14 protein-coding genes and 1 tRNA gene are annotated in these 24945 nt (G+C 27.5%); 4 read left to right on the forward strand and 11 right to left on the reverse strand.

What is annotated here, in order from left to right; genetic code table 11:
* Positions 1-6 precede the first annotated feature (6 nt).
* From NLO413_RS01195 to NLO413_RS01215, 6 genes are all read right to left on the reverse strand, one after another.
* A tRNA-Met gene (locus NLO413_RS01195) sits at positions 7-80 on the reverse strand.
* Positions 81-141: 61 nt separating this feature from the next.
* On the reverse strand, positions 142-7461 hold the full coding sequence (locus NLO413_RS01200) for an ankyrin repeat domain-containing protein (protein ID WP_045808733.1): 7320 nt from the start codon (positions 7459-7461) through the stop codon (positions 142-144).
* 1460 nt (positions 7462-8921) lie between these two features.
* The gene (locus NLO413_RS01205; RefSeq protein ID WP_198138888.1) at positions 8922-10046 is read right to left on the reverse strand and encodes a hypothetical protein; all 1125 of its coding nucleotides are present in this window, start codon (positions 10044-10046) and stop codon (positions 8922-8924) included.
* Between the two features lie 380 nt (positions 10047-10426).
* Complete coding sequence (locus NLO413_RS01210) at positions 10427-11575, reverse strand: hypothetical protein (RefSeq protein ID WP_045808735.1); 1149 nt, start codon at positions 11573-11575, stop codon at positions 10427-10429.
* A 497-nt stretch (positions 11576-12072) separates the two neighbouring features.
* Complete coding sequence (locus NLO413_RS04855; protein ID WP_156965552.1) at positions 12073-12240, reverse strand: hypothetical protein; 168 nt, start codon at positions 12238-12240, stop codon at positions 12073-12075.
* 967 nt (positions 12241-13207) lie between these two features.
* Positions 13208-14392, reverse strand: coding sequence for a deoxyguanosinetriphosphate triphosphohydrolase (locus NLO413_RS01215; RefSeq protein ID WP_045808736.1), 1185 nt, complete (start codon positions 14390-14392; stop codon positions 13208-13210).
* 52 nt (positions 14393-14444) lie between these two features.
* Here NLO413_RS01215 and NLO413_RS01220 point away from each other — a divergent pair, with 52 nt between their 5' ends.
* From NLO413_RS01220 to nuoI, 3 genes are read left to right on the forward strand one after another with little or no spacing between them, the layout of a single operon-like run.
* Positions 14445-14885, forward strand: a complete 441-nt coding sequence (locus tag NLO413_RS01220) for a HesB/IscA family protein (RefSeq protein ID WP_045808737.1) — start codon at positions 14445-14447, stop codon at positions 14883-14885.
* A gap of 28 nt (positions 14886-14913) precedes the next feature.
* On the forward strand, positions 14914-15633 hold the full coding sequence (gene lepB / locus NLO413_RS01225) for a signal peptidase I (RefSeq protein ID WP_045808738.1): 720 nt from the start codon (positions 14914-14916) through the stop codon (positions 15631-15633).
* Positions 15634-15663: 30 nt separating this feature from the next.
* Positions 15664-16164 carry an NADH-quinone oxidoreductase subunit NuoI gene (nuoI, locus tag NLO413_RS01230; RefSeq protein ID WP_045808739.1) on the forward strand — a complete coding sequence of 167 codons (501 nt, stop codon included), beginning with the start codon at positions 15664-15666 and terminating at the stop codon, positions 16162-16164.
* 17 nt (positions 16165-16181) lie between these two features.
* Here nuoI and NLO413_RS01235 read toward each other — a convergent pair whose 3' ends face one another.
* The 3 genes from NLO413_RS01235 to NLO413_RS01245 all read right to left on the reverse strand — a co-directional run bounded on the left by NLO413_RS01235 (position 16182) and on the right by NLO413_RS01245 (position 21105).
* On the reverse strand, positions 16182-16481 hold the full coding sequence (locus NLO413_RS01235; protein WP_045808740.1) for a hypothetical protein: 300 nt from the start codon (positions 16479-16481) through the stop codon (positions 16182-16184).
* A 367-nt stretch (positions 16482-16848) separates the two neighbouring features.
* Positions 16849-18690, reverse strand: a complete 1842-nt coding sequence (gene typA, locus NLO413_RS01240; protein ID WP_045808741.1) for a translational GTPase TypA — start codon at positions 18688-18690, stop codon at positions 16849-16851.
* 102 nt (positions 18691-18792) lie between these two features.
* Positions 18793-21105, reverse strand: coding sequence for an AAA family ATPase (locus tag NLO413_RS01245; protein WP_045808742.1), 2313 nt, complete (start codon positions 21103-21105; stop codon positions 18793-18795).
* Positions 21106-21234: 129 nt separating this feature from the next.
* Between NLO413_RS01245 and NLO413_RS01250 the strand changes: the two genes are divergently transcribed.
* On the forward strand, positions 21235-21939 hold the full coding sequence (locus tag NLO413_RS01250) for a TerC family protein (protein WP_045809339.1): 705 nt from the start codon (positions 21235-21237) through the stop codon (positions 21937-21939).
* Between the two features lie 195 nt (positions 21940-22134).
* Here the strand turns inward: NLO413_RS01250 and NLO413_RS01255 are convergent, their stop codons facing one another.
* Entirely contained in the window at positions 22135-22506 is a 372-nt protein-coding gene (locus NLO413_RS01255; protein WP_045808743.1) for a ribosome-binding factor A, read from the reverse strand.
* Positions 22503-24929 carry a translation initiation factor IF-2 gene (gene infB, locus NLO413_RS01260; protein ID WP_045808744.1) on the reverse strand — a complete coding sequence of 809 codons (2427 nt, stop codon included), beginning with the start codon at positions 24927-24929 and terminating at the stop codon, positions 22503-22505. Before infB ends, NLO413_RS01255 begins: the two co-directional genes overlap by 4 nt.
* Positions 24930-24945: the final 16 nt, after the last annotated feature.

Genomic DNA, 24945 nt, shown 5'->3' on the forward strand with positions numbered 1-24945 from the left:
AAAAAGTTGCGGGGACTGGATTTGAACCAGCGACCTACAGGTTATGAGCCTGTTGAGCTACCAGACTGCTCTACCCCGCGAAAAGTAGTATTATAACGTTATACTAAACCATATTTTTTAGCAAGTTTTTTTTATAAATAATTATCGTTGCATCGCTCTACTACTATTTGCACTCAATAAACTTTTCTGTACACCAATATTTTGTACGTCACATTCCATGTCAAATACATTATTTATAGCACCAGATAATCCAGTAAAATCCATAACTTGATTTACTATTGATCTAAGTTGCTCATTATTAGGCTCAGAATTAAGTGCTGTTACTGCATGTGAAAGAAAATTCTCATTTCCAGATCTAGAATCTTTTTGCAATAATAGACTCTTCAAAGTACTACTTGATGTTTTGTTTATAACCAACGATAGTGATTCATAATCTCCAGCAACAAGTAACGTATGTAAAATATTATTCCCTTGTACATTACATATAGAAAGATCAGTTTTTGAATTTTTCAATAGCGTTCTTCCTATAGAAGAATATTCCTTTATTAATAATAGACGACTTAATAAAGTATTACCATCATTACACACAACATTATAGTTTGCACCGTTCTCAATCAATACATTCAATATTTCATCACTACAGATATCATCATAATCACAAGTTGCATAATCTAATATAGTATTCCTAACTGCATTTGCAAGATCTTCATTTTTAAGTAATAACTTAATGGACTCTAAATCTTTATTGTCAATAGCATCATGTAAACTTCTTATATCATCTGGATCAAGATCGTCATCTATACTCAATTTATTATAAGACCCTCTTTCTTCCACAGCAACTGGACTAACATTTGTTCTAAGTAATCCTATCCTCCGTGTTATCATAACATAGATTGCAAATACATCAAGTTTCACATCTTCAACAAGATTCTTCACAGCATTTATTATATTTAACAACAAAGATTTACTATGCTTACCAGTTACAAGTTCTGTAGTATCTTTTAAATCATTATCCATGTTATCGATATTTCCTGTAATATCATGCCCCATGCCTTCATTTAATTTGCCAAGTTTATTCTCTTTAGAATTTATTTGTACGTCATTTATAGCACCAGATAATCCAGTAGAATCCATAACTTGATTTACTATTGATCTAAGTTGCTCATTATTAGGCTCAGAATTAAGTATTGCTACTGCATGTGAAAGAAAATTCTCATTTCCAGATCTAGAATCTTTTTGCAATAATAGACTCTTCAAAGTACTACTTGATGTTGTGTTTATAACTAACGATAGTGATTCATAATCTCCAGCAACAAGTAACGTCTGTAAAATATTATTCCCTTGTACATTACATATAGAAAGATCAGTTTGTGAATTTTTCAATAGCGTTCTTCCTATAGAAGAATATTCCTTTATTAATAATAGACGACTTAATAAAGTATTACCATCATTACACACAACATTATAGTTTGCACCGTTCTCAATCAATACATTCAATATTTCATCACTACAGATATCATCATAATCACAAGTTGCATAATCTAATATAGTATTCCTAACTGCATTTGCAAGATCTTCATTTTTAAGTAATAACTTAATGGACTCTAAATCTTTATTGTCAATAGCATCATGTAGACTTCTTATATCATCTGGATCAAGATCGTCATCTATACTCAATTTATTAGATTGTTTACCAGTTACAAGTTCCATAGTATCTTTTGAATTATTATCCATGTTATCGATATTTCCTATAATATCATGCCCCATGCCTTCATTTAATTTGCCAAGTTTATTCTCTTTAAGATTTATTTGTACATCATTTACAGCACCAGATAATCCAGTAAAATCCATAACTTGATTTACTATTGATCTAAGTTGCTCATTATTAGGCTCAGAATTAAGTGCTGTTACTGCATGTGAAAGAAAATTCTCATTTCCAGATCTAGAATCTTTTTGCAATAATAGACTCTTCAAAGTACTACTTGATGTTGTGTTTATAACTAACGATAGTGATTCATAATCTCCAGCAACAAGTAACGTGTGTAAAATATTATTCCCTTGTACATTACATATGGAAAGATCAGTTTGTGAATTTTTCAATAGCGTTCTTCCTATAGAAGAATATTCCTTTATTAATAATAGACGACTTAATAAAGTATTACCATCATTACACACAACATTATAGTTTGCACCGTTCTCAATCAATACATTCAATATTTCATCACTACAGATATCATCATAATCACAAGTTGCATAATCTAATATAGTATTCCTAACTGCATTTGCAAGATCTTCATTTTTAAGTAATAACTTAATGGACTCTAAATCTTTATTGTCAATAGCATCATGTAGACTTCTTATATCATCTGGATCAAGATCGTCATCTATACTCAATTTATTATAAGACCCTCTTTCTTCCACAGCAACTGGACTAACATTTGTTCTAAGTAATCCTATCCTCCGTGTTATCATAACATAGATTGCAAATACATCAAGTTTCACATCTTCAACAAGATTCTTCACAGCATTTATTATATTTAACAATAAAGATTTACTATGCTTACCAGTTACAAGTTCTGTAGTATCTTTTAAATCATTATCCATGTTATCGATATTTCCTGTAATATCATGCCCCATGCCTTCATTTAATTTGCCAATTTTATTCTCTTTATGATTTATTTGTACGTCATTTATAGCACCAGATAATCCAGTAGAATCCATAACTTGATTTACTATTGATCTAAGTTGCTCATTATTAGGCTCAGAATTAAGTATTGCTACTGCATGTGAAAGAAAATTCTCATTTCCAGATCTAGAATCTTTTTGCAATAATAGACTCTTCAAAGTACTACTTGATGTTGTGTTTATAACTAACGATAGTGATTCATAATCTCCAGCAACAAGTAACGTCTGTAAAATATTATTCCCTTGTACATTACATATAGAAAGATCAGTTTGTGAATTTTTCAATAGCGTTCTTCCTATAGAAGAATATTCCTTTATTAATAATAGACGACTTAATAAAGTATTACCATCATTACACACAACATTATAGTTTGCACCGTTCTCAATCAATACATTCAATATTTCATCACTACAGATATCATCATAATCACAAGTTGCATAATCTAATATAGTATTCCTAACTGCATTTGCAAGATCTTCATTTTTAAGTAATAACTTAATGGACTCTAAATCTTTATTGTCAATAGCATCATGTAAACTTCTTATATCATCTGGATCAAGATCGTCATCTATACTCAATTTATTAGATTGTTTACCAGTTACAAGTTCCATAGTATCTTTTGAATTATTATCAATGTTATCGATATTTCCTGTAATATCATGCCCCATGCCTTCATTTAATTTGCCAAGTTTATTCTCTTCAGGATTAAAATTAAAACTATTTTTGACTTTACTGCCCATATTCATTTTTCCATTAAGCTTTTTAAGCCTATCAATAAAACTCAAGTCAGTATCCTTATCTTTTTCAATATTAAGACTATTAGCATAAATATTTCTAGTACCTATATCATCATAAATATGCTCCTCTTTACTCCCTTCCCTTGCAAAGAACTTGCTCACTGCTTTTAATAAAGCACTATAAATAGAATTTTTCTCACTCTTAACAGCATTCTTATTATTGTCAATATTAAGATTATTAACGTAAATATTTTCTCTAATACCTATATCATCATAAATATGCTCTTTACTTTCCTTATCTTTCTTCTTAAAAAGCTTTTGCACTATTTTATTGCCTTCTTTGTTAGCAAATTTATTTGCTATTTCTTTATTAAGAACGCTATAAACAGAGTCTTTATTACTATCTAGATTTAAAGTAGCGTAAACAGTATTTATTTTTCCATTACTACCTTTTTTTACATTATTATTTTTAACAGCTTTATTATCATTATTAATACTATTAGCATAAATATTATTTCTAGTACCTATATCATCATAAATATGCTCCTCTTTACTCCCTTCCCTTGCAAAGAACTTGCTCACTGCTTTTAATAAAGCACTATAAATAGAATTTTTCTCACTCTTAACAGCATTCTTATTATTGTCAATATCAAGATTATTAACGTAAATATTTTCTCTAATACCTATATCATCATAAATATGCTCTTTACTTTCCTTATCTTTCTTCTTAAAAAGCTTTTGCACTATTTTATTGCCTTCTTTGTTAGCAAATTTATTTGCTATTTCTTTATTAAGAACGCTATAAACAGAGTCTTTATTACTATCTAGATTTAAAGTAGCGTAAACAGTATTTATTTTTCCATTACTACCTTTTTTTACATTATTATTTTTAACAGCTTTATTATCATTATTAATACTATTAGCATAAATATTATTTCTAGTACCTATATCATCATAAATATGCTCCTCTTTACTCCCTTCCCTTGCAAAGAACTTGCTCACTGCTTTTAATAAAGCACTATAAATAGAATTTTTCTCACTCTTAACAGCATTCTTATTATTGTCAATATCAAGATTATTAACGTAAATATTTTCTCTAATACCTATATCATCATAAATATGCTCTTTACTTTCCTTATCTTTCTTCTTAAAAAGCTTTTGCACTATTTTATTGCCTTCTTTGTTAGCAAATTTATTTGCTATTTCTTTATTAAGAACGCTATAAACAGAGTCTTTATTACTATCTAGATTTAAAGTAGCGTAAACAGTATTTATTTTTCCATTACTACCTTTTTTTACATTATTATTTTTAACAGCTTTATTATCATTATTAATACTATTAGCATAAATATTATTTCTAGTACCTATATCATCATAAATATGCTCCTCTTTACTCCCTTCCCTTGCAAAGAACTTGCTCACTGCTTTTAATAAAGCACTATAAATAGAATTTTTCTCACTCTTAACAGCATTCTTATTATTGTCAATATCAAGATTATTAACGTAAATATTTTCTCTAATACCTATATCATCATAAATATGCTCTTTACTTTCCTTATCTTTCTTCTTAAAAAGCTTTTGCACTATTTTATTGCCTTCTTTGTTAGCAAATTTATTTGCTATTTCTTTATTAAGAACGCTATAAACAGAGTCTTTATTACTATCTAGATTTAAAGTAGCGTAAACAGTATTTATTTTTCCATTACTACCTTTTTTTACATTATTATTTTTAACAGCTTTATTATCATTATTAATACTATTAGCATAAATATTATTTCTAGTACCTATATCATCATAAATATGCTCCTCTTTACTCCCTTCCCTTGCAAAGAACTTGCTCACTGCTTTTAATAAAGCACTATAAATAGAATTTTTCTCACTCTTAACAGCATTCTTATTATTGTCAATATCAAGATTATTAACGTAAATATTTTCTTCTTTAATACCTATATCATCATAAATATTCTCCTCTTTACTCCCTTCCTTTGCAAAGAGCTCGTTGCTTCCTTTAGGTACACCACGTAGCGTATTTGTTACATCAGAATATATTACACCATTGCTGCTAACAGATTTATCATTATTATCACCTTTACTTAAAAAACTAAGATTAGAATAGATAATATCTTTACCACTATCATTATGAGTATTATCTTTTACATTCTTAGCAGCTTTCTCTTTCTTATTAACATTAGTGCTAATGTCCTCTTTAATACCTATATCATCATAAATATGTTCCTCAATATCTATATCATCATAAATATGCTCCTCTTTACTTCCTTCCTTTGCAAAGAGCTCGTTGCTTCCTTTAGGTACACCACGTAGCGTATTTGTTACATCAGAATATATTACACCATTGCTGCTAACAGATTTATCATTATTATCACCTTTACTTAAAGAACTAAGATTAGAATAGATAATATCTTTACCACTATCATTATGAGTATTATCTTTTACATTCTTAGCAGCTTTCTCTTTCTTATTAACATTAGTGCTAATGTCCTCTTTAATACCTATATCATCATAAATATGCTCCTCAATATCTATACTATCATAAATATGCTCCTCAATATCTATATTATCATAAATATGCTCCTCTTTACTTCCTTCCTTTGCAAAGAGCTCGTTGTTTCCTTTAGGTACACCACGTAGCGTATTTGTTACATCAGAATATATTACACCATTGCTGCTAACAGATTTATCATTATTATCACCTTTACTTAAAGAACTAAGATTAGAATAGATAATATCTTTACCACTATCATTATGAGTATTACCTTTTACATTTTTAGCAGCTTTCTCTTTCTTATTAACATTAGTGCTAATATCCTCTTTAATACCTATATTATCATAAATATGCTCCTCTTTACTTTCTTCCTTCACAAATAACTTGTTCATTGCTTTTAATAAAGCATTATAAATAGAATTCTTATCACTCTTAACAGCATTCTTATTATCAATATCAAAACTATTAACGTAAATATTTTCTCCAATACCTATATCATCATAAATATTCTCCTCTTTACTTTCTTCCTTCACAAATAACTTGTTCATTGCTTTTAATAAAGCATTATAAATAGAATTCTTATCACTCTTAACAGCATTCTTATTATCAATATCAAAACTATTAACGTAAATATTTTCTCCAATACCTATATCATCATAAATATTCTCCTCTTTACTTCCTTCTTTTGTAAAGAGCTCGTTGCTTCCTTTTTTAGGTACACCACGTAGCGTATTTGCTACATCAGAATATATTACACCATTGCTGCTAACAGATTTATCATTATTATCACCTTTACTTAAAGAACTAAGATTAGAATAGATAATATCTTTACCACTATCATTATGAGTATTACCTTTTACATTTTTAGCAGCTTTCTCTTTCTTATTAACATTAGTGCTAATGTCCTCTTTAATACCTATATCATCATAAATATGCTCCTCTTTACTTCCTTCCTTTGCAAAGAGCTCGTTGCTTCCTTTTTTAGGTACACCGCGTAGCGTATTTGTTACATCAGAATATATTACACCATTACTGCTAACAGATTTATCATTATTATCACCTTTATCTTTACTTGAAAAACTAAGATTAGAATAGATAATATCTTTACTACTATCATTATGAGTATTACCTTTTACACTTTCAGCAGCTTTCTTTTTCTTATTAACATTAAAATTATTAGCATCAATGTTCTCTTTAATACTTATATCATCATAAATATTCTCCTCTTTACTTCCTTCTTTTGTAAAGAGCTCGTTGCTTCCTTTTTTAGGTACACCACGTAGCGTATTTGCTACATCAGAATATATTACACCATTGCTGCTAACAGATTTATCATTATTATCACCTTTATCTTTACTTAAAAAACTAAGGTTAGAATAGATAACATCCTTACTACTACCATTCTGAGCATCCTTATTTCCATTGCCTTTTTTGATATCAGTATAAATATTATCTTTTACCCTACGATTCTTATTAATTTTTAATCTATCATGAACAGACTTCTTGTTCGCGCCTATTTTTATCTTTATACTCATAGTAATACCATATCATAGAAAAAAAATTTTATATATGGCAGCTTTGCTACCATAGTTAATTTTTACATTACAGTCATGTAATTTAGTTATTGCATACCAATAACAATCTTAACTAATGTACATCTCTTTCAATAAGAAACTAAAATATTTAAAATAATAATGATATTTACATGTATAAATTACACACTTTTCACTTGTATCGTAAAATTCCCACTTATGTACTTAAATATACTAATATTTCATACAAATTCTTGCATTTAACAATTTCTATTAATAATTCCTCGCTACAACATTATTGATAAAAACGCTTATAAATTATAAGCAACTACTTAAAATATATGCTTATACAATAACAAATACTTATTGTTAATATTAGAAAAACTAATTTTTATAAAAAATATTTCGTAACTTTCTTTTATTTTATCTATTTTAAAGTAAATTCAATCGCTTGCTAAACACACACTTACTTTTTATATATAATATCAATAATCACAATTAATATATGCAATAAACTTAAAAAAGATACCTAAATTATCTTAACATAAACAATATAACTATATTAACAACTCAATTGTAAAAACATATTAATCTATACTACTATAATAATACTAATATATTAAATTAGTATTAAAAAAATATACTTATAATATCAATAAAAACATAATATATATAAAATTATTATATAATTATATTACTAATCAATCATGACATAATTACTTAACATGGATATACATCTTACTTATTGTATAACAATATTATGACTTCTCATTAAATAAATGAGTTTTAAATTAATAAATTATTTCTAAAAATTCTTTTATAAATAGTTATCAACAAGGTCATTGTAAAATAGTATAAAAATGTAATAGATTATAAGAAAAAAGAACATTCTACCAGTATTAAAAGTACCTATTTATATTAATAGTAAAATTAAAAAAAGTTAATCAAATTTAATTTTTTAGCTACATCTTATACAAATATTTTATATTTTCTTTTTATATACTTAATAGTATATTATGTGTAAGGTTATGTTACGATTACAGTTTAAAATAATAAAATTATACAAAAAAAAAGATGAGAATGTTAAAGATCAATTCGTGTAAATAAATATTAAAGACCATATTTACATAGCATCTTAAGAATAACATGTATCATAAAATAACAAGAAAAATAAGGATTAATACTTACATATTTCTTGCTAACATTACATAATAATTAAACTTATTTTTTACATTAAACTAAATCAAATCCATTAAAATTTATTTTTTGACTTCCATACGATAAATCAATTGATAAATCATCTTGTATATCTATTTGCTTATTACTTTATAATTTAACTCTACTACCTCCTAATAACAATTTAATAATAAATTCTATACCTATACATTAACAATCAACTATAATGATTAGTTTTTTTCAATATCTAAATACCAATTCAACCTAATTGATATTCATTTTCTAGATTAATATTTAGTAATTCCTATTGTTTTATTGCTATGACAACATTGTATTTCAACATCATGTATATTATGTGCTACTTTAGCACTTTGTACCTTCTCACTGTTAATAGTATCATTTAATAATTCAACATTTTTATTTGATATATCAGAACCTTTCACAATCAATTTATCATTCCTCTTCAGCAATTGCTTCTCAATAACAGTTATGCCATAATTCAACATAACGCATAACTTATTAATAATACTCTTTATAAAGCTTTTTACATATTGAATCATCAGCTTTAAGTTCGTAATAATACTATTTAATATATTTGCATTATTCTGTTTTTGTTTAACATCAATATCATTTTCTCCATATATAAACTCATAATAAAGTGTAGGGCTATAAAAAATACTAACACTATAACTTTTAATAATAGACGTAACTTTTATAGTAGCATACATAGGTGGCGTCATAGGTGCATAAAAATATGCAGGTTTATACAAAATATTTGCACTCGTATAAGATATACTATCATTTTTCATAAAAGAATATACTGGCACATGTGATATTAATAATCCAACATCCACAGCTTTATAACTAATAAACCCATTATCCATCAAATAATCCTTTTTAGCTATACCTTGCATATTAATCTTAAATAAGTCATCCGCCGTTTTCCTAAGTGATTTTATGCACTTTCCAAGATCATTAGAGAGTTCAGAAACATAAAGCTCTTTCAACCATTCATCATCATCAAATAACCGAACAGCAGTATTACGGTCAAAATTATAAAGCTTTAAAAGTTGATTTCTAATCCTTATAGGCATGGGCTTCATGGCATTACCATAATTAATAGTACTACCACAACTATCTGGTGAGTCCGACAATGACTCCTCATATTTTTTTACAGTAAAGTATACAGGATCATGCTCAATGGTAAAAAATCGCATATTTTTATAATTTACCGTACGAGTAGTTAATATACCATCATCAACAGATTGATAATAATAAATACACTCTGCATCTTCTTCATATAGTTTTATATCCCCAAACATTACTGAGGTACTATTAACGCCATCATACATAAAAAATTGTGCTCTAGAACCCGCAGACACTTCAAATTCAGTATATTTATCACCTATCACATCCACGCCTTTCTCACTTTTATATAATTTTGACAGGAATTACCTGATATTATTCTTAAATCTATAAACACTTTAATTTGTAATAATTATAACACAACCTTACGCATCATATACTATTAAATATATAAAAAAATACAAAATACTTGTATAAAATGCAGCTAAAAATTAAATTTGATTAACTTTTTTTAATTTTACTATTAATATAAATACAGCCTTACAATCATATACAATCTTACAAAGCTTCATAATAATATTAAATTACCTGACACTAATGCCCCATTAAACTGAGATATTACTAGATAGATAATTGACCTAAGATCATAATTCCTACAATTTTCATATATTCACACTTTCATCATACTTCTAATACAACATTATTTTTATCTTTTATGACTGTTACCTTTTTCCCCCCCCCCATACACACATGAACATAAAATATGTTTAAGCCTAGACATAGTAGAGATGTAAGGGAGGGGAGGAGATATTACTTCTTGTTTTTTTTGTTTTGCTATGTTGCTGGAGTTACTGCTGATTACAATCACTTGCTGATCATTATTATTTTGTGATGCCGTGTTGTTGCTCGCTTTTTTATTCTCATTTTCTACAATTGAAAAGCTTTCATAAGCAGAAAGCACATCTTCTGCACAACTTTCACGCTTCATACTTAATTCAACACCAAAATCATTGCTGCCTACAATATATGAATTTAATGCATTTATAGTATTATTATTACTAGTCAAAATTCTACCACTGTACCTTATTGTCAATTTATTACTAACTAATTTACACTTCCACATAAAGCATGTTTTATCATCTGCAACGTCGTCATAAGCAGCTTGCGTACTATTACTTGTTGCACTGCTACTGCCGATACTTCTATTAATGTTAAAAAAATACTTATAACAATTATTGTATATATCGTTGAGACTTATATTATCATAAACAGAATCATATACACTATAAGGTGGAAAAGGTAACGCTATAGTTTCATTACATAATCTTGAAACATCTTGTATTTTAATTACTATAGCTTCTGACATATCACACACTACATCAGATTTACCCTGATATGTGTTGTTCACCTCATTTTTTTGAGAAGAGCTTTCCGTAATTACAAAGCTTTCATAAGCAGAAAGCACATCTTCTGCAGAACAACTTTCACGCTTTATACTTACCTTAACACAAGATGTATTTTTGTTTGCAATATATGCATTTAATGCATTTATAGTATTACTATCACTAGTCAAAATTCTACCACTGTACCTTATCGTCAATTTATCACTAACTAATTTACACTTCCACATAAAGCATATTCTATCATCTGCAACGTCGTCATAATTTTGAGCATTACTACTCGTGCTATTGGCGACAACTTTATTAATGCGAAACAAATACTTATAATGACTATTGTATATATCGTCGAAATTTATATCGTCATAAACAGAATCATATACTGGAAAAGGTAACGTTATAACTTCATTACATGATCTTGAAGTATTTTGTATTTTAATTACTATAGCTTCTGACATTATCACACACTTATCAAATTTACAATTATAGTGTAATATATTATGTATAATCTGTCAAGAGAACTTATTTTTAATATAATATTCAAGTATATATGTAATCAAAGAGCATTACGAAGTTTTTTAATAAATTTTTGAATATAATGCATTAATAATAGATGATGTAGTAGTTTTTTTATATTTAATAAATTAATCTTCAAAAAATAAATATTATCATTAAATTTAGTTAAAAATGAAATATTATTAACATTATAAGATAAACAGCATGTTAACTTATCTAAGATAAGGGATTAAAAAACTCTAATATCTCCCCCTCACCTATCCCTTTAGCATTAATTCTATTGGATCATTTACACTTGCTTTAATCCTAGCTGAAGAATACTATATCCTCCATTTTTCACATTATAAGCACATGATAATTTCTTCTGGCATAACAACTTCTACTTCACTAATATATCTTATCTCCTTTCCTATCATTATCATACAGCTTCGCAAAGCTATTAATTAGCTTTCCTATGTGATTTTTCATATTTAATAACATGTTTATCATTATAGTCGAGCATTATTATCGCAATTTCATCATTATTCAATATGCCACATTCCCTTAATATCACAACCTTTTTCTTTAATTTCACAACCTTTTTATCTAATCTCGCTTCCTTTTCCATCTTTCTAATTTCTTTGATGATTAAATCACTTCCTCCTTAAAAAGCTTATGTAGTTTTTTACACCAGGATTAACTTCACTATTATTAGAACAATTTGTATTATTATCAACATCACAAAAGTTTTGTTTTGTATCTTCTGAGGCATAACTTATAAAGAATACTTATTAATCTAATACTTCCCTCCCTATATTCCAGAAAGTATAAACATAGCTTTTAAGATTGATCCTAGTGGCATATGTCATTGTCCCATAATTTCTACATTATGGTTTAACAATCTAGGATTGTTCAATACAGAATGATAAGTGTAAAATTTACTATAGTGAAGGAAATACAATAATAATGTTAAGTTTAACTACAATGTAGAATCTTTAACTTGTACGTACAAATAAAACATATGGACATCCCTGATATTAATTATACTTCACATCAATCAGGAATGTGGATAAATACTTCTCTTTTTCCCAAAAGTTCATATAATGGAATAACATCTAATAACTTTTTAGTAGTTCATATTCAATTCTTATAATACTGTATATAAACCTTTATTACATAAATCAACAGATAATAAAACCTTATCCTTTTTTAGTTAAAACACTAACATAATATAAATAATCACATTGTACAAAAAAGTAAAAGCTATTTCTTAAAACTCTAATATTTTTCTTTTAAAGATTCACACTCACTAGTTATTATCCCTAAAAAAAAAATTACAAAGTATAATTTTAATTTTACAAATAAACACTAAATTTACGATTATAACATAATAAATAATTTAATAATGTGCTCTATATCCACCTACATACTACAATCAATAATGATTATACACACACATATATTTTAGTATTTTACCTATATAAAATCAAAAATAATATTGAAAGAACATATATATATTAAATATCATAAACTCACTTACAATTTTGCTGATATGTCAAATTTCATAATATTACTTAAAGCATATAGTTACATATTTATATAACAGTACTACCATAAATTCTTTCATGCTCCTGTATTGCAAATCGATCAGTCATACCAGATATAAAATCACAAAGAACCATAGACTTATACCTTTTTAATTCACCATACATTAATATCTTGTCCTGCCAATCTAATGGTAAATAGCTTATTTCTTGGTAATAAGCCTTAAACAAGTTTTGTATTATATACTGTACTTTATCTCTTACTTTATTTACTTCATCATGTCGATATAACCTCCTTTTTAAAAAGGACTTTATATCTTTTACATATAAATCAAATTCTAAAGAAAAATTTACCAATGGAATATCAGAATTTTTAATATCGTGTTGATCAACAATATTATACTTCTTAAGATTATTTTCCACTTGTAAACCTACATTATCTATCATCATACTATAAAATTTACGTAAAGACTCATGAATAATGTATTTACGAGGATAATCTTTATTAGCATCAATATTATTTTTTAATATTCTACCTATCAAAGGTAATGTCAGTAATTCTTCTATAATTAAAATATTTTCTCTTAATCCATCATCAATATCGTGCATAATATAAGCAATATCATCTGAAATAGACGCTATTTGTGCCTCTAAAGTAGGAAATTTGTTTAGTTCTAAATTATAAATGCTATCACACTCCATAATAAATTCATGAATGTCTTTATTTTGATCTATAATATTCAAAGGTCCATTATGCTTTACTAATCCCTCAATCATCTCCCATGACAAATTTAATCCATCAAACTTTATATATTTCTTTTCTAACAATACTAATATTCTTAATGCCTGAACGTTATGATCAAATTTAAAGTCATTTTCCTCTATAAAATTTAATGCTTCCTCTCCTGTATGACCAAAAGGAGCATGTCCTAAATCATGGGCTAACGATATTGCTTCTGCAAGATCTTCATTTAACTTCAATCTCCTAGATAATGATCTTGCTATCTGAGCAACTTCTAAGCTATGTGTTAATCTTGTTCTATGATAATCACCAATATGATAATTCAGAAAAACCTGAGTCTTATATTGCAATTTACGAAATGCAGTTGAATAGATTATTCTATCACGATCTCTTTGATAACAACTCCGATATTTATCTTCTGACTCTTTATAAACTCTACCCCTAGTATATAGTGGATGAGATGCATAAGAAATCATATCAATGTTATTTGACATATATAAAATTTATGCTACAATCCAAATATAAACTTAACTTGAGGTGATAACTATGTCAAATTTAAAAAATAATAGCCTCACTTTAACTGACAATGCTATTAACAAAATAAAATCACTAATACACCAAGAGAATAGTTCATCTATATTTAAAGTTTCGGTTGAAGGTGGAGGCTGTTCAGGGTTCCAATATAAATTTTCAATTAATAATAACTTCTCAGATGATGATATCGAAGAAGAAGATGACGACGAATATTATGATGAAGATGAAAATGAAGATGAGTTTGATGAACTTGATGGAGGAAGTTCTAGCAAGTCAAATGTTGTTATATCAGATAATTATGGAAATCCGTTAGTACTAATAGATAATCATTCTAATAAGTTTCTAAAAAATGCTACAATAGATTACGTAGAAGATATAAATGGATCAGGGTTTATAGTAAATAATCCAAATACAAAGTCTAAATGTGGTTGTGGAAATAGTTTTTCTATATAATATTTAATAATAAAATTACCGGTATATAATGGCAAAAAAAGATTTTTCTATATTAAAGTTTATCTCTACTTTATTTTTTGCTTTGTTAATAGCGTTAATATTTCGTAGTTTAGCATTTGAGCCATTTCATATACCTTCCGGCTCAATGAAAAGTACGTTATTAGAGGGCGATTATATATTTGTTAGTAAGTACAGTTATGGTTACAGTAAGTATTCATTTCCTTTCTCCCTTCCGATATTTGATGGAAGAATTGCTTATAATGCACCAAAAGCCGGAGATGTTATTGTATTTCGTAATCCTTATAAAACAGGCATTAACTTTATAAAAAGAGTAATAGGATTACCAGGAGATAAGATACAAATTACAAATGGTCGCTTATACATCAATGATTCTGAGATGCACTATAAAGCAATAAGCGATTTTATAGATGATAGTGATGATAATAAAGCAATAAGTCGTTATGTTGAAACTCTGTACAACGGAAAAACATATGAAATCTTAGATGAAGTAAAAAATAGCTCACTAGATAACACCCCCGTGTACACAGTACCACAAGGACATGTTTTTGTTTTAGGTGATAATAGAGATAACTCAAGAGATAGTAGATTCATTACAGAAGTAGGGTACATTCCTATTGAGAATATTGTAGGAAAAGCATTAATAGTCGCACTTTCATTTAAAAAAAGCGATTATAGTTGGCTACCTTTTACTATTAGGAAAGAAAGGATTTTTCATTTAATTAAATAGTATATTTTTTTATATAATAAGCTTATTACTATGAATAATAAACGTTATATTAGTTTTTTTGTTGAATTATTAAATAGTTTACTTATTAATATCAAGGGAATGTTATCTACGTTAACATATATTTTTAAACGTAAAGTCACTTTAAATTATCCATTTGAAAAAGGTCCACTAAGTACTAGATTTCGTGGAGAACATGCATTACGTACATATAACAATGGTGAAGAGCGTTGTATAGCATGTAAGCTATGTGAAGCTATATGTCCCGCTCAAGCTATCACTATAGAAGCAGAAGAAAGATCTGATGGTAGTCGCCGTACTACACGTTATGATATAGATATGACTAAATGCATATATTGTGGTTTTTGTCAAGAAGCATGTCCAGTGGATGCTATTGTAGAAGGACCAAATTTTGAGTATGCCACAGAAACAAGAGAAGAACTTATGTACAATAAAAAAAAGCTACTATATAATGGGCAAATATGGGAAAAAGCTATAGATTTAAGAATAAAAAAGAATCGGATTTATTATTAGCTTTTTATTTATAAACACTAAATAACGTAACAATATTTATCTATAATATTATGTTTTACCATTAAACATTTGTCAAATTTTATGCACAGCATACTCAATATTTCTATAGTTTTTTCATTTGTACAATATAATATAATGTTCTTATTGTTTCTAATTTTATTATATTTATTATTTAATAAAATAAGCAAATCTCCTTCTATAACCTGTAATGCTCTAAATTCATGAAAATTAAATGTACGTAAGTACTCTATTTCTTTAGTTATTATATAAATAATATGCATCTTTAGTTCAATAATATCTTCTAAAATTTGAGACACTTAATCCTCTTTAAAGTATTTCATATATAATTACGATAAAATATTAATTTTACTTTAATATTGACATTGAAAATTACGAGTATAAAAATCAAAACACACTCAGCATATTAACCTACTTTTTCTTAAGTAACATATATGTACATAACTATTACCTTATTCAATAACAAGTTTTTTCCTAAGAGGATTATTAGTTTTTTATTGAATTATTAAATATTTCAAACAAATTTACGTTGAATTTTGTTAATAAATTTATTTAAAAAGCTAAATGTTATAAACAACAAGACTCTTTAGAGCATTGGTAATTAAGCCTAAAAAAATTTGGTAATTAAGAAGCCTAAAAAAAAATTTAATTTTATTATATGTCATATTATACAAATGAGTTTTGTCCTTTAATCCTAGCAGCACGTTTTCGATCATTAGAATCAAGAAATCTTTTCCTTATCCTAATAGACTTTGGTGTACATTCCACAAGCTCATCATCATTAATAAATGCTATCATTTCTTCTAAAGTCATCAATTTAGGAGGAATTAATCTTACAGCTTCATCTGAACCTGCAGCTCTAACATTAGTTAAATGCTTACCTTTTAAAACATTCACTTCAATATCATTGTCACGATTATGCAATCCAACTATCATACCTGCATAGACCTTATCTTGAGGTTTAATAAACATTATTCCTCTATCTTGTAAGTTAAAAATTGCATATGCAACTGCTTCCCCCTTGTCTGTAGAAATCAAAACACCATTATTTCTACCTGGAATATTACCCTTATAAGGACAATAACCATAAAACAAACGATTTATAATACCTGTCCCACGTGAATCTGTTAGAAACTCTCCTTGATAACCTATTAAACTGCGTGATGGAATTAAGAATACCATTCTTACTCTATTTTTGCCTGATGGGCGCATATCTTGCATATCCCCTTTACGAAAACTAAGCTTTTCCATAATAACACCGCTATACTCCTCATCTACATCTATTACAACCTCTTCAACAGGTTCAAGAATTTGATTATTTTCTTTCTTTACTAATACACGAGGACGAGATACAGATAATTCAAAGCCTTCTCTTCTCATAGTTTCCACTAAAACACCTAATTGAAGCTCTCCCCTTCCTCCAACTTCATAAGCATCACCTTTTTCTGTTTCTTTAACAGTAATTGCAACGTTAGTTTCAGCTTCTGCTAATAATCTATTTTTTATTACAGTAGAAGTCAATTTTGTACCTTCTGTTCCAGCAAAAGGAGAATCATTTACACTAATAGTTACAGCCATTGTTGGAGGATCAACAGGAGTAGACTTAATAGGAATAGTAACAACATTATCAACAATACTATCTGCAACTGATGCTTTCTCAAGTCCTGCAATTGCTATAATATCTCCAGCTTTCCCTTCTTCAACAGGAATTCTCTTTAAACCGGCAAAGGATAGTAACTTAGTTAATTTACCATATTCAATTACCTCTCCTTTTAAATTTAAAACCTTAACTGGAGAATTAATTTTTGCAACTCCTTGATATACTTTACCAGTTAGCACTCTACCAAGAAACTTATCAGACTCTAATAACGTTAATAACATACTAAATGGAGCGTTATAATCATACTTCATAGGCTTAACATGTTGCAGTATTGCTTCAAATAATGGTACTAAGTTTTCTCTTTCATCTGATAAATCCTTAATGCACCATCCATTTCTTCCTGATGCATATAAAATTGGAAAATCTAATTGCTCACTTGTTGCATTTAAATTAATAAATAACTCATATATTTCATCCAAAACTTCATTAACTCTATTATCATGGCGATCTATTTTATTAATAATAACAATTGGTAATAAATTTGCTTTAAGTGCCTTAGAAAGTACAAATTTAGTTTGTGGCATTGGCCCCTCTGCAGCGTCAACAAGTAATAATACGCCATCAGCCATAGATAATACCCTTTCTACTTCCCCTCCAAAATCTGCATGACCTGGAGTATCAATAATATTAATTTTATTATCTTTCCACATAATTGCAGTACACTTTGCCAATATAGTAATTCCTCTTTCACGCTCTAAGTCATTACTATCCATTACACGTTCAGCAACCTCTTGATTATCTCTAAATGTACCACTTTGCTTTAACATATTATCTAAGAGAGTAGTTTTACCATGATCAACATGAGCAATAATTGCTAAATTACAAACAGACTTATAATTATTTAACATAAAGTTTCTTTAATTTTTAATAAGAATATCAATTAAATTTATAATCATATATCTAAATAATCAATAACTTATTGATAAAAAAGTTTTTTATATAATAATAACTCACGCTAACCTATTGTTTACTGGTTCATCATATTTATCAGGAAAATTATATATAAAGCTTTCATTTTTAGCATCAAAGATAATATTTACTTTTCCTCCATAAGATAATCGTCCAAATAATATTTCATCTGCTAAGTACTTTTTTATCTTTTGTGAAATAATATTTTCAATACTTCTTACACCATAATTTTTATTACATCCAACTGTTGCCAAATATAATAAAGATTTTTCATCTATATTAACAGTTACTTTCTTTCTTAGTAATTGCTCCTTCAATTGTAAAATAAACTTATTAACTATTTTAACAATGACATCCGAACTTAAGTATGAAAACGATATAACTGAATCTAGTCGATTACAAAATTCTGGAGAAAAAATCTTTTCTATAATTTTATTATCATTACCGATATTAAAACTTTTATCACGATGAAAGCCAATAATATTCTTACTAAATTCATCCGATCCAGCATTAGTTGTTAAAATAATTACTGTATTACGAAAACTTACCTTTTTACCATACGTATCAGTTAGATATCCATAATCCATAATTTGTAACAATATATTATATATATCCTTATGAGCTTTTTCTATCTCATCAAGTAACAAAACACTATACTGATGCCTCATAACTAGATCTGTCAATAATCCTCCTTGATCATATCCAACATACCCAGGAGGAGATCCAATAATTCTAGAAACAGTATGAGATTCCATATACTCTGACATATCAAATCTAATAAACTTCATTCCCATATGTTCTGCTAATTGCTTAGCCAATTCTGTCTTTCCCACTCCAGTAGGACCAGAAAATAAATAACTAGCTAGTGGTTTTTTATGATTTTTTAATCCTGCTTTTGCTATTTTAATAGAACCTACAAGCTGTGAAATCGCATTATCTTGTCCAAAAATTACACCTTTTAAATTTTTTTCTAAATCTTTCACTTTCTGAATATCATTGTCAAACAAATAATTACAAGGAATATCTGTAATCCTTGAAATAATGTTTTCAATATCACTACTTGTAACAAGCTTATTGTTAGAATTATTCAACTTGCAATATACTCCGGCTTCATCAATTACATCAACAGCTTTATCAGGAAGCATTCTTCCCGCTATATACCTATTTGACAATTCAGCAGCGGATGTAATAGCCTGTTTCGTATAACGCACATTATGATATAATTCATAGTAAGATTTTATACCATCAAGTATTTTTATAGTTTCATCAATTGAAGATTCCTCTATATCAATTTTTTGATAACGTCTAGCTAATGATCTATCCTTTTCAAAATTACTATATTCTTTATAAGTAGTAGCTCCGATGCATCTTAATAATCCACGTGCTAAAGCTGGTTTAAGTAGATTACTAGCGTCTAATGATCCTCCACTTGTAGATCCAGCGCCTATAATAGTATGAATTTCATCAATAAATAAAACTGCATCCTTTTTATTTTCTATTGCCTTAATAACCTGTTTAATTCTTTCTTCAAAATCACCCCTATAACGGGTACCTGCTAACAAAGCACCCATATCTAATGAATATATATTAACAGATTTTAACTGTTGAGGAACATTCCCCTCTATAATTTTTAAGGCAAGTCCTTCAACAATTGCAGTTTTACCTACACCGGGATCTCCTACATATAATGGATTATTTTTTCTTCTCCGTAACAACACTTCTATAGTTCTTTCTAATTCATAATGCCTACCTATTACATAATCTATCTTCCCTTTAGCAGCAAGATCACTTAAATTAATACAATATGCTTCCAAACTTTCATTATCTTTAATTACATTTTCTCTGCTTATATGAGAAAATGTATTTGTTAATTTATTATTATTATTAAAATCTCGTATAAATTCATTATGATCATCTAAATTATCAAGATATACATTATTAGAAATACAATTCATTATATCTGAATATCTAACATTATGTTCATGTAAAAAATATGCACTATAAGAATCTCTTTCAGAAAATATTTCTGCTAAAACATTAGCTCCATTAATCTCTCCTTTTCCAGTAGTATGAGCATGTATAATTGCCCTATGTATTACCTTTTCAAAAACAGAGGTAGTCTTAACTTCTACTATATTTTTGTTAATCACATTAAGAGTTTCATATCTTAAAAAATTAATTATTGTAGTTTTTAATCTATCAATTGAAATACGACATGAAAATAAAACACGTTTTACATCCGCATCATCTATCAATGCCAATAATAGATGCTCTAGAGTAGCATACTCATGGTGAAAATCTAATGCTATTGATAGTGCTCTATGTAAACTAGCTTCAAGATTTTTTGATAACACTAATACTACCTATTAAATACATAAATTATAATTTAGCATTGAAGAATTAAAATATATTGAAAATAAAAATTGATACTCATGCTTACAAATAGTAAGTTAACAAAATATTGTAATTATCTATTTTTTCCTATGCTTTATAATAATATAATTGAGTTTCTAACATTGCTTGCTTTAGAAGTAATTTTGGGAGTCGATAATATAATATTTATCTCTATAGTAATAGCAAAATTACCCAACAATTTACAAAATAAAATACGAATCCTAGGACTTAGCATTGCATTAATCTGTCGTATGGCTATGCTATTATGCGCTTCATTGCTATTATCACAAAATAAAAGTTTCATTCTTATATTTAGTATCAAAATATCATATTCAAATTTACTTATAATAATAGGTGGAACATTTTTACTATATAAGAGTATCAAAGAAATATATATGGATATCTTTTCCAGCAATATAATTAAAAAACCTTCAAATATTAAACTTAACATTTTCACTGCTACTCTACAAATTATTATGCTAGACTTAACATTTTCCGTAGATTCTATAATCTCAGCTATAGGAATTACAGATAACATTTTTCTTATTGGAATTGTACTAATATTATCTATGATTATAATAGTGTTTTTATCAAAACAAGTAATAATATGCATTAATGCATACAGTAACATCAAAACTATAGCTACTACATTTATTGCAACACTTGGAATTATTTTAATATTACATGGATTCAATATAAAAATATCTAATAATTATTTATATTCTATGCTTGCATTTTCATTAACAATAGAAATTATTAGTATTCTTAAAAAACGAACTTCCAAATTACTATAGTCATATATGAAATTTATACTTAAATATAATATAACATACCTTATAACTTGATAACAATCATAACATATGAACATAAGTATAAATTTTTAACACATATGGACAACATTAATCTAACATTAACAAAATAACTTCTATTATTAACATAAAACTAAATTATATCCTATTTATGTACTGCATTATATTTTAATACTATTATTACAATGATAAATCACTAGTATTAAAATTTTCACCTATAAACATTTGATTTATTTTAGTAAAATGATCAAATTTATAATCTAACTTAAAATATAATCTAGGTACATAGCGCAACTTCACATAATTAAATATTGATTTTCTAATAATATGAGAAGCAGCATTTAATGCTTTTATGACATCTATATCACCATAATAACTATCAGAAATAACAACCAATACCGTTGCATCCCTAGTATTTTCACTTACTATAACCTTAGAAACACTTAATATACGACCCAAGTCGCTATATTCTTTTATAAAAAGCTGCATTATAGCTTTACTTAACACTGAAGCAACTTTTAAATTTCTATAACTTATAGGCTGATACACTATTTTACTTCCCTTAATTCTTCAATAATTTCTAAAACATGTATTATATCACCTACTGCAATTTCTGCATAACCTATTAATATACCACATTCAAATCCACAACTTACCTCTTTTGCATCAGCTTTAAACCTTCTTAAAGCCTTGACTTTACCTTCATAAATTACATTACCACCACGTAGTAACTTAATTGCTGACCCTTTCTTAACAATTCCACTTGTTACATAACAACCAATAACACTTCCACCTTTTCCAGAAGAAAACACCTGTCTTACTGTTAGAGTACCTACTTGAACTTCTTGTTGTAATGGCTTAAGCATGCCATTTAATATACATTTCACATCATCTATTATATCATAAATGACCTTATAGCAACGTATTTCAATACCTTTTTGCTTTGCCAATTCTTTTGCCTGAGAGTCCATGTTTACATTAAAAGCTAAAATTAATGAACGAGAAGCTTCCGCTAACATGATATCAGACTTTACAACATTACCTACCCCACTATGCAAAATATTAAGTCTCACCTCTTCATGAGCAATACTGTTAATAGAGTACGATATTGCTTCTATGGAACCCATAACATCACATTTTAATATTACATTAAATTCCTCTACCTTCTTATTGAAAGGCAAATCCTGATACATTTCAAGCGACAACGTTTCCCTAACACTCTCCTCCTGTAACATATTCTTATGTCTATAATTCAACAAATCTTTTGCTTGTTTTTCGGAATTCACAACAATAAACCTATCCCCAGAATTAGGTACGTTGTTAAGCCCTAGTACTTGCACTGGCATAGAAGGCAATGCCTCCTTTTGTAATTCATTATTATCATTTAAAATAACGCGTACTTTGCCATAAGAATTATTTCCAACAACAACTATATCACCTTTTTTCAAAGTACCCTTTTGAACAATTACAGTAGCTATAATTCCCATACTTTTATCAATTCTAGACTCTATAACAACCCCTTGAGCTTTACAATTAAAAGCTGCCTTTAATTCTAATAACTCTGCTATTAATAATATACTAGATTTTAATTTATCCAAATTTTCTCCTGTCTTTGCTGATACAGGAATAAGCATTACATCACCCCCCAATTCTTCAGGGATAATTCCGTGCTGTAACAAATCATTCGTAATTCTATTAATGTCAGCATCGTGTTTATCAATTTTATTAATTGCAACTATCATGGCAACATTAGCTGCTTTTACGTGATTTATTGATTCTATAGTCTGAACCATAATACCATCATCTGCTGCAACAACTAATATTACAATATCTGTAATATTAGTTCCTCTAGCTCTCATAGAACAAAATGCTTCATGCCCAGGAGTATCAATAAAAGTAATTTTCTTACCATCAACATCTATCTGATATGCCCCTATATGTTGTGTTATACCTTTAAATTCTTTTTGTACAACATTTGATTTACGTATTGCATCTAATAAAGTTGTTTTTCCATGATCAACATGGCCCATAACAACTACAACAGGAGGTCTTGATTGTAACTCTAAATTATCAGAATTATCACATAAACTATCTTCAATAGAAGAATCAGTAGATAATTTATATATATGATTAAACTTTAATACTACATCACAAGCTTGATCAGAATTCAACTCATCATCTAACTTTAAGCTCATACCCATCTGTGATAATACTTGAAGAACATCCTTACTTTTCTCTGCCATAGCTTTCGCTAATTCTCGAACTGTGACTTTTTTTGGAATTATAACTTTACGTTGAACCTTATTATTTTTAGATAACTGATTAAACTTATTTTTTTTACATTTAACACGTACTTTATTAATATTTTTCTCACTATCTTCTTCTAAAGCTTCTTCTATCAATAACTTTGTATGTTTACTATATAAATCACCAGAATCAGACTTTTTGACTCCACCTTTTTTCTCATCATAATCTTTTTCATATTTTTTTAATTTCTTTTCTTCACTTTCAATCTTAACATCCTTCTCTTGCACTATATTATTAGTGCTTTCTTCTAATCTTTCTATATTATCATCACTACTTATATCACCTATCTTATTCCCTATATCTTGCTGTAATTCATTTTCCTGTAAATCAAAAACATCACGATCATCAATTACAGTATTTGACTCTTTATCGTTTGCTTTTTTATTATCAGCTCTATTGAAAATAGTAGCATTATGAATTGCATTAATACGTGAAATTTGCTCTTGTACTGTTAAAGAATTTGACTCTCCATCTTGCAAATTTATAGAATAACCTTCAGTTATGACATTACCTTTTTTTCTACTTTTACGAACCTCAATAGTTGTAACAGATTTTTTTAATGAAAACTTATTACTTAGATCATTAATCTTAAGCTTATCACTAAGTTTTAATGTAGTACGCTCTTTACTAGGTAATTCATTATTATCAACTTTATTAACATCATTCATATGTATACCTAGAAAA

The sequence above is a fragment of the Candidatus Neoehrlichia procyonis str. RAC413 genome, from assembly GCF_000964795.1.
In the GTDB taxonomy this organism is placed as follows: domain Bacteria; phylum Pseudomonadota; class Alphaproteobacteria; order Rickettsiales; family Anaplasmataceae; genus Neoehrlichia; species Neoehrlichia procyonis.

Bases quoted from the DNA above. Each gene is read 5' to 3' on its own strand.
- NLO413_RS01200 (WP_045808733.1), bottom strand. From the start codon at position 7,461: ATGAGTATAAAGATAAAAATAGGCGCGAACAAGAAGTCTGTTCATGAT.
- NLO413_RS01210 (WP_045808735.1), bottom strand. From the start codon at position 11,575: ATGTCAGAAGCTATAGTAATTAAAATACAAAATACTTCAAGATCATGT.
- NLO413_RS04855 (WP_156965552.1), bottom strand. From the start codon at position 12,240: ATGGAAAAGGAAGCGAGATTAGATAAAAAGGTTGTGAAATTAAAGAAA.
- NLO413_RS01215 (WP_045808736.1), bottom strand. From the start codon at position 14,392: ATGTCAAATAACATTGATATGATTTCTTATGCATCTCATCCACTATAT.
- NLO413_RS01220 (WP_045808737.1), top strand. From the start codon at position 14,445: ATGTCAAATTTAAAAAATAATAGCCTCACTTTAACTGACAATGCTATT.
- lepB (WP_045808738.1), top strand. From the start codon at position 14,914: ATGGCAAAAAAAGATTTTTCTATATTAAAGTTTATCTCTACTTTATTT.
- nuoI (WP_045808739.1), top strand. From the start codon at position 15,664: ATGAATAATAAACGTTATATTAGTTTTTTTGTTGAATTATTAAATAGT.
- typA (WP_045808741.1), bottom strand. From the start codon at position 18,690: ATGTTAAATAATTATAAGTCTGTTTGTAATTTAGCAATTATTGCTCAT.
- NLO413_RS01250 (WP_045809339.1), top strand. From the start codon at position 21,235: ATGCTTTATAATAATATAATTGAGTTTCTAACATTGCTTGCTTTAGAA.
- infB (WP_045808744.1), bottom strand. From the start codon at position 24,929: ATGAATGATGTTAATAAAGTTGATAATAATGAATTACCTAGTAAAGAG.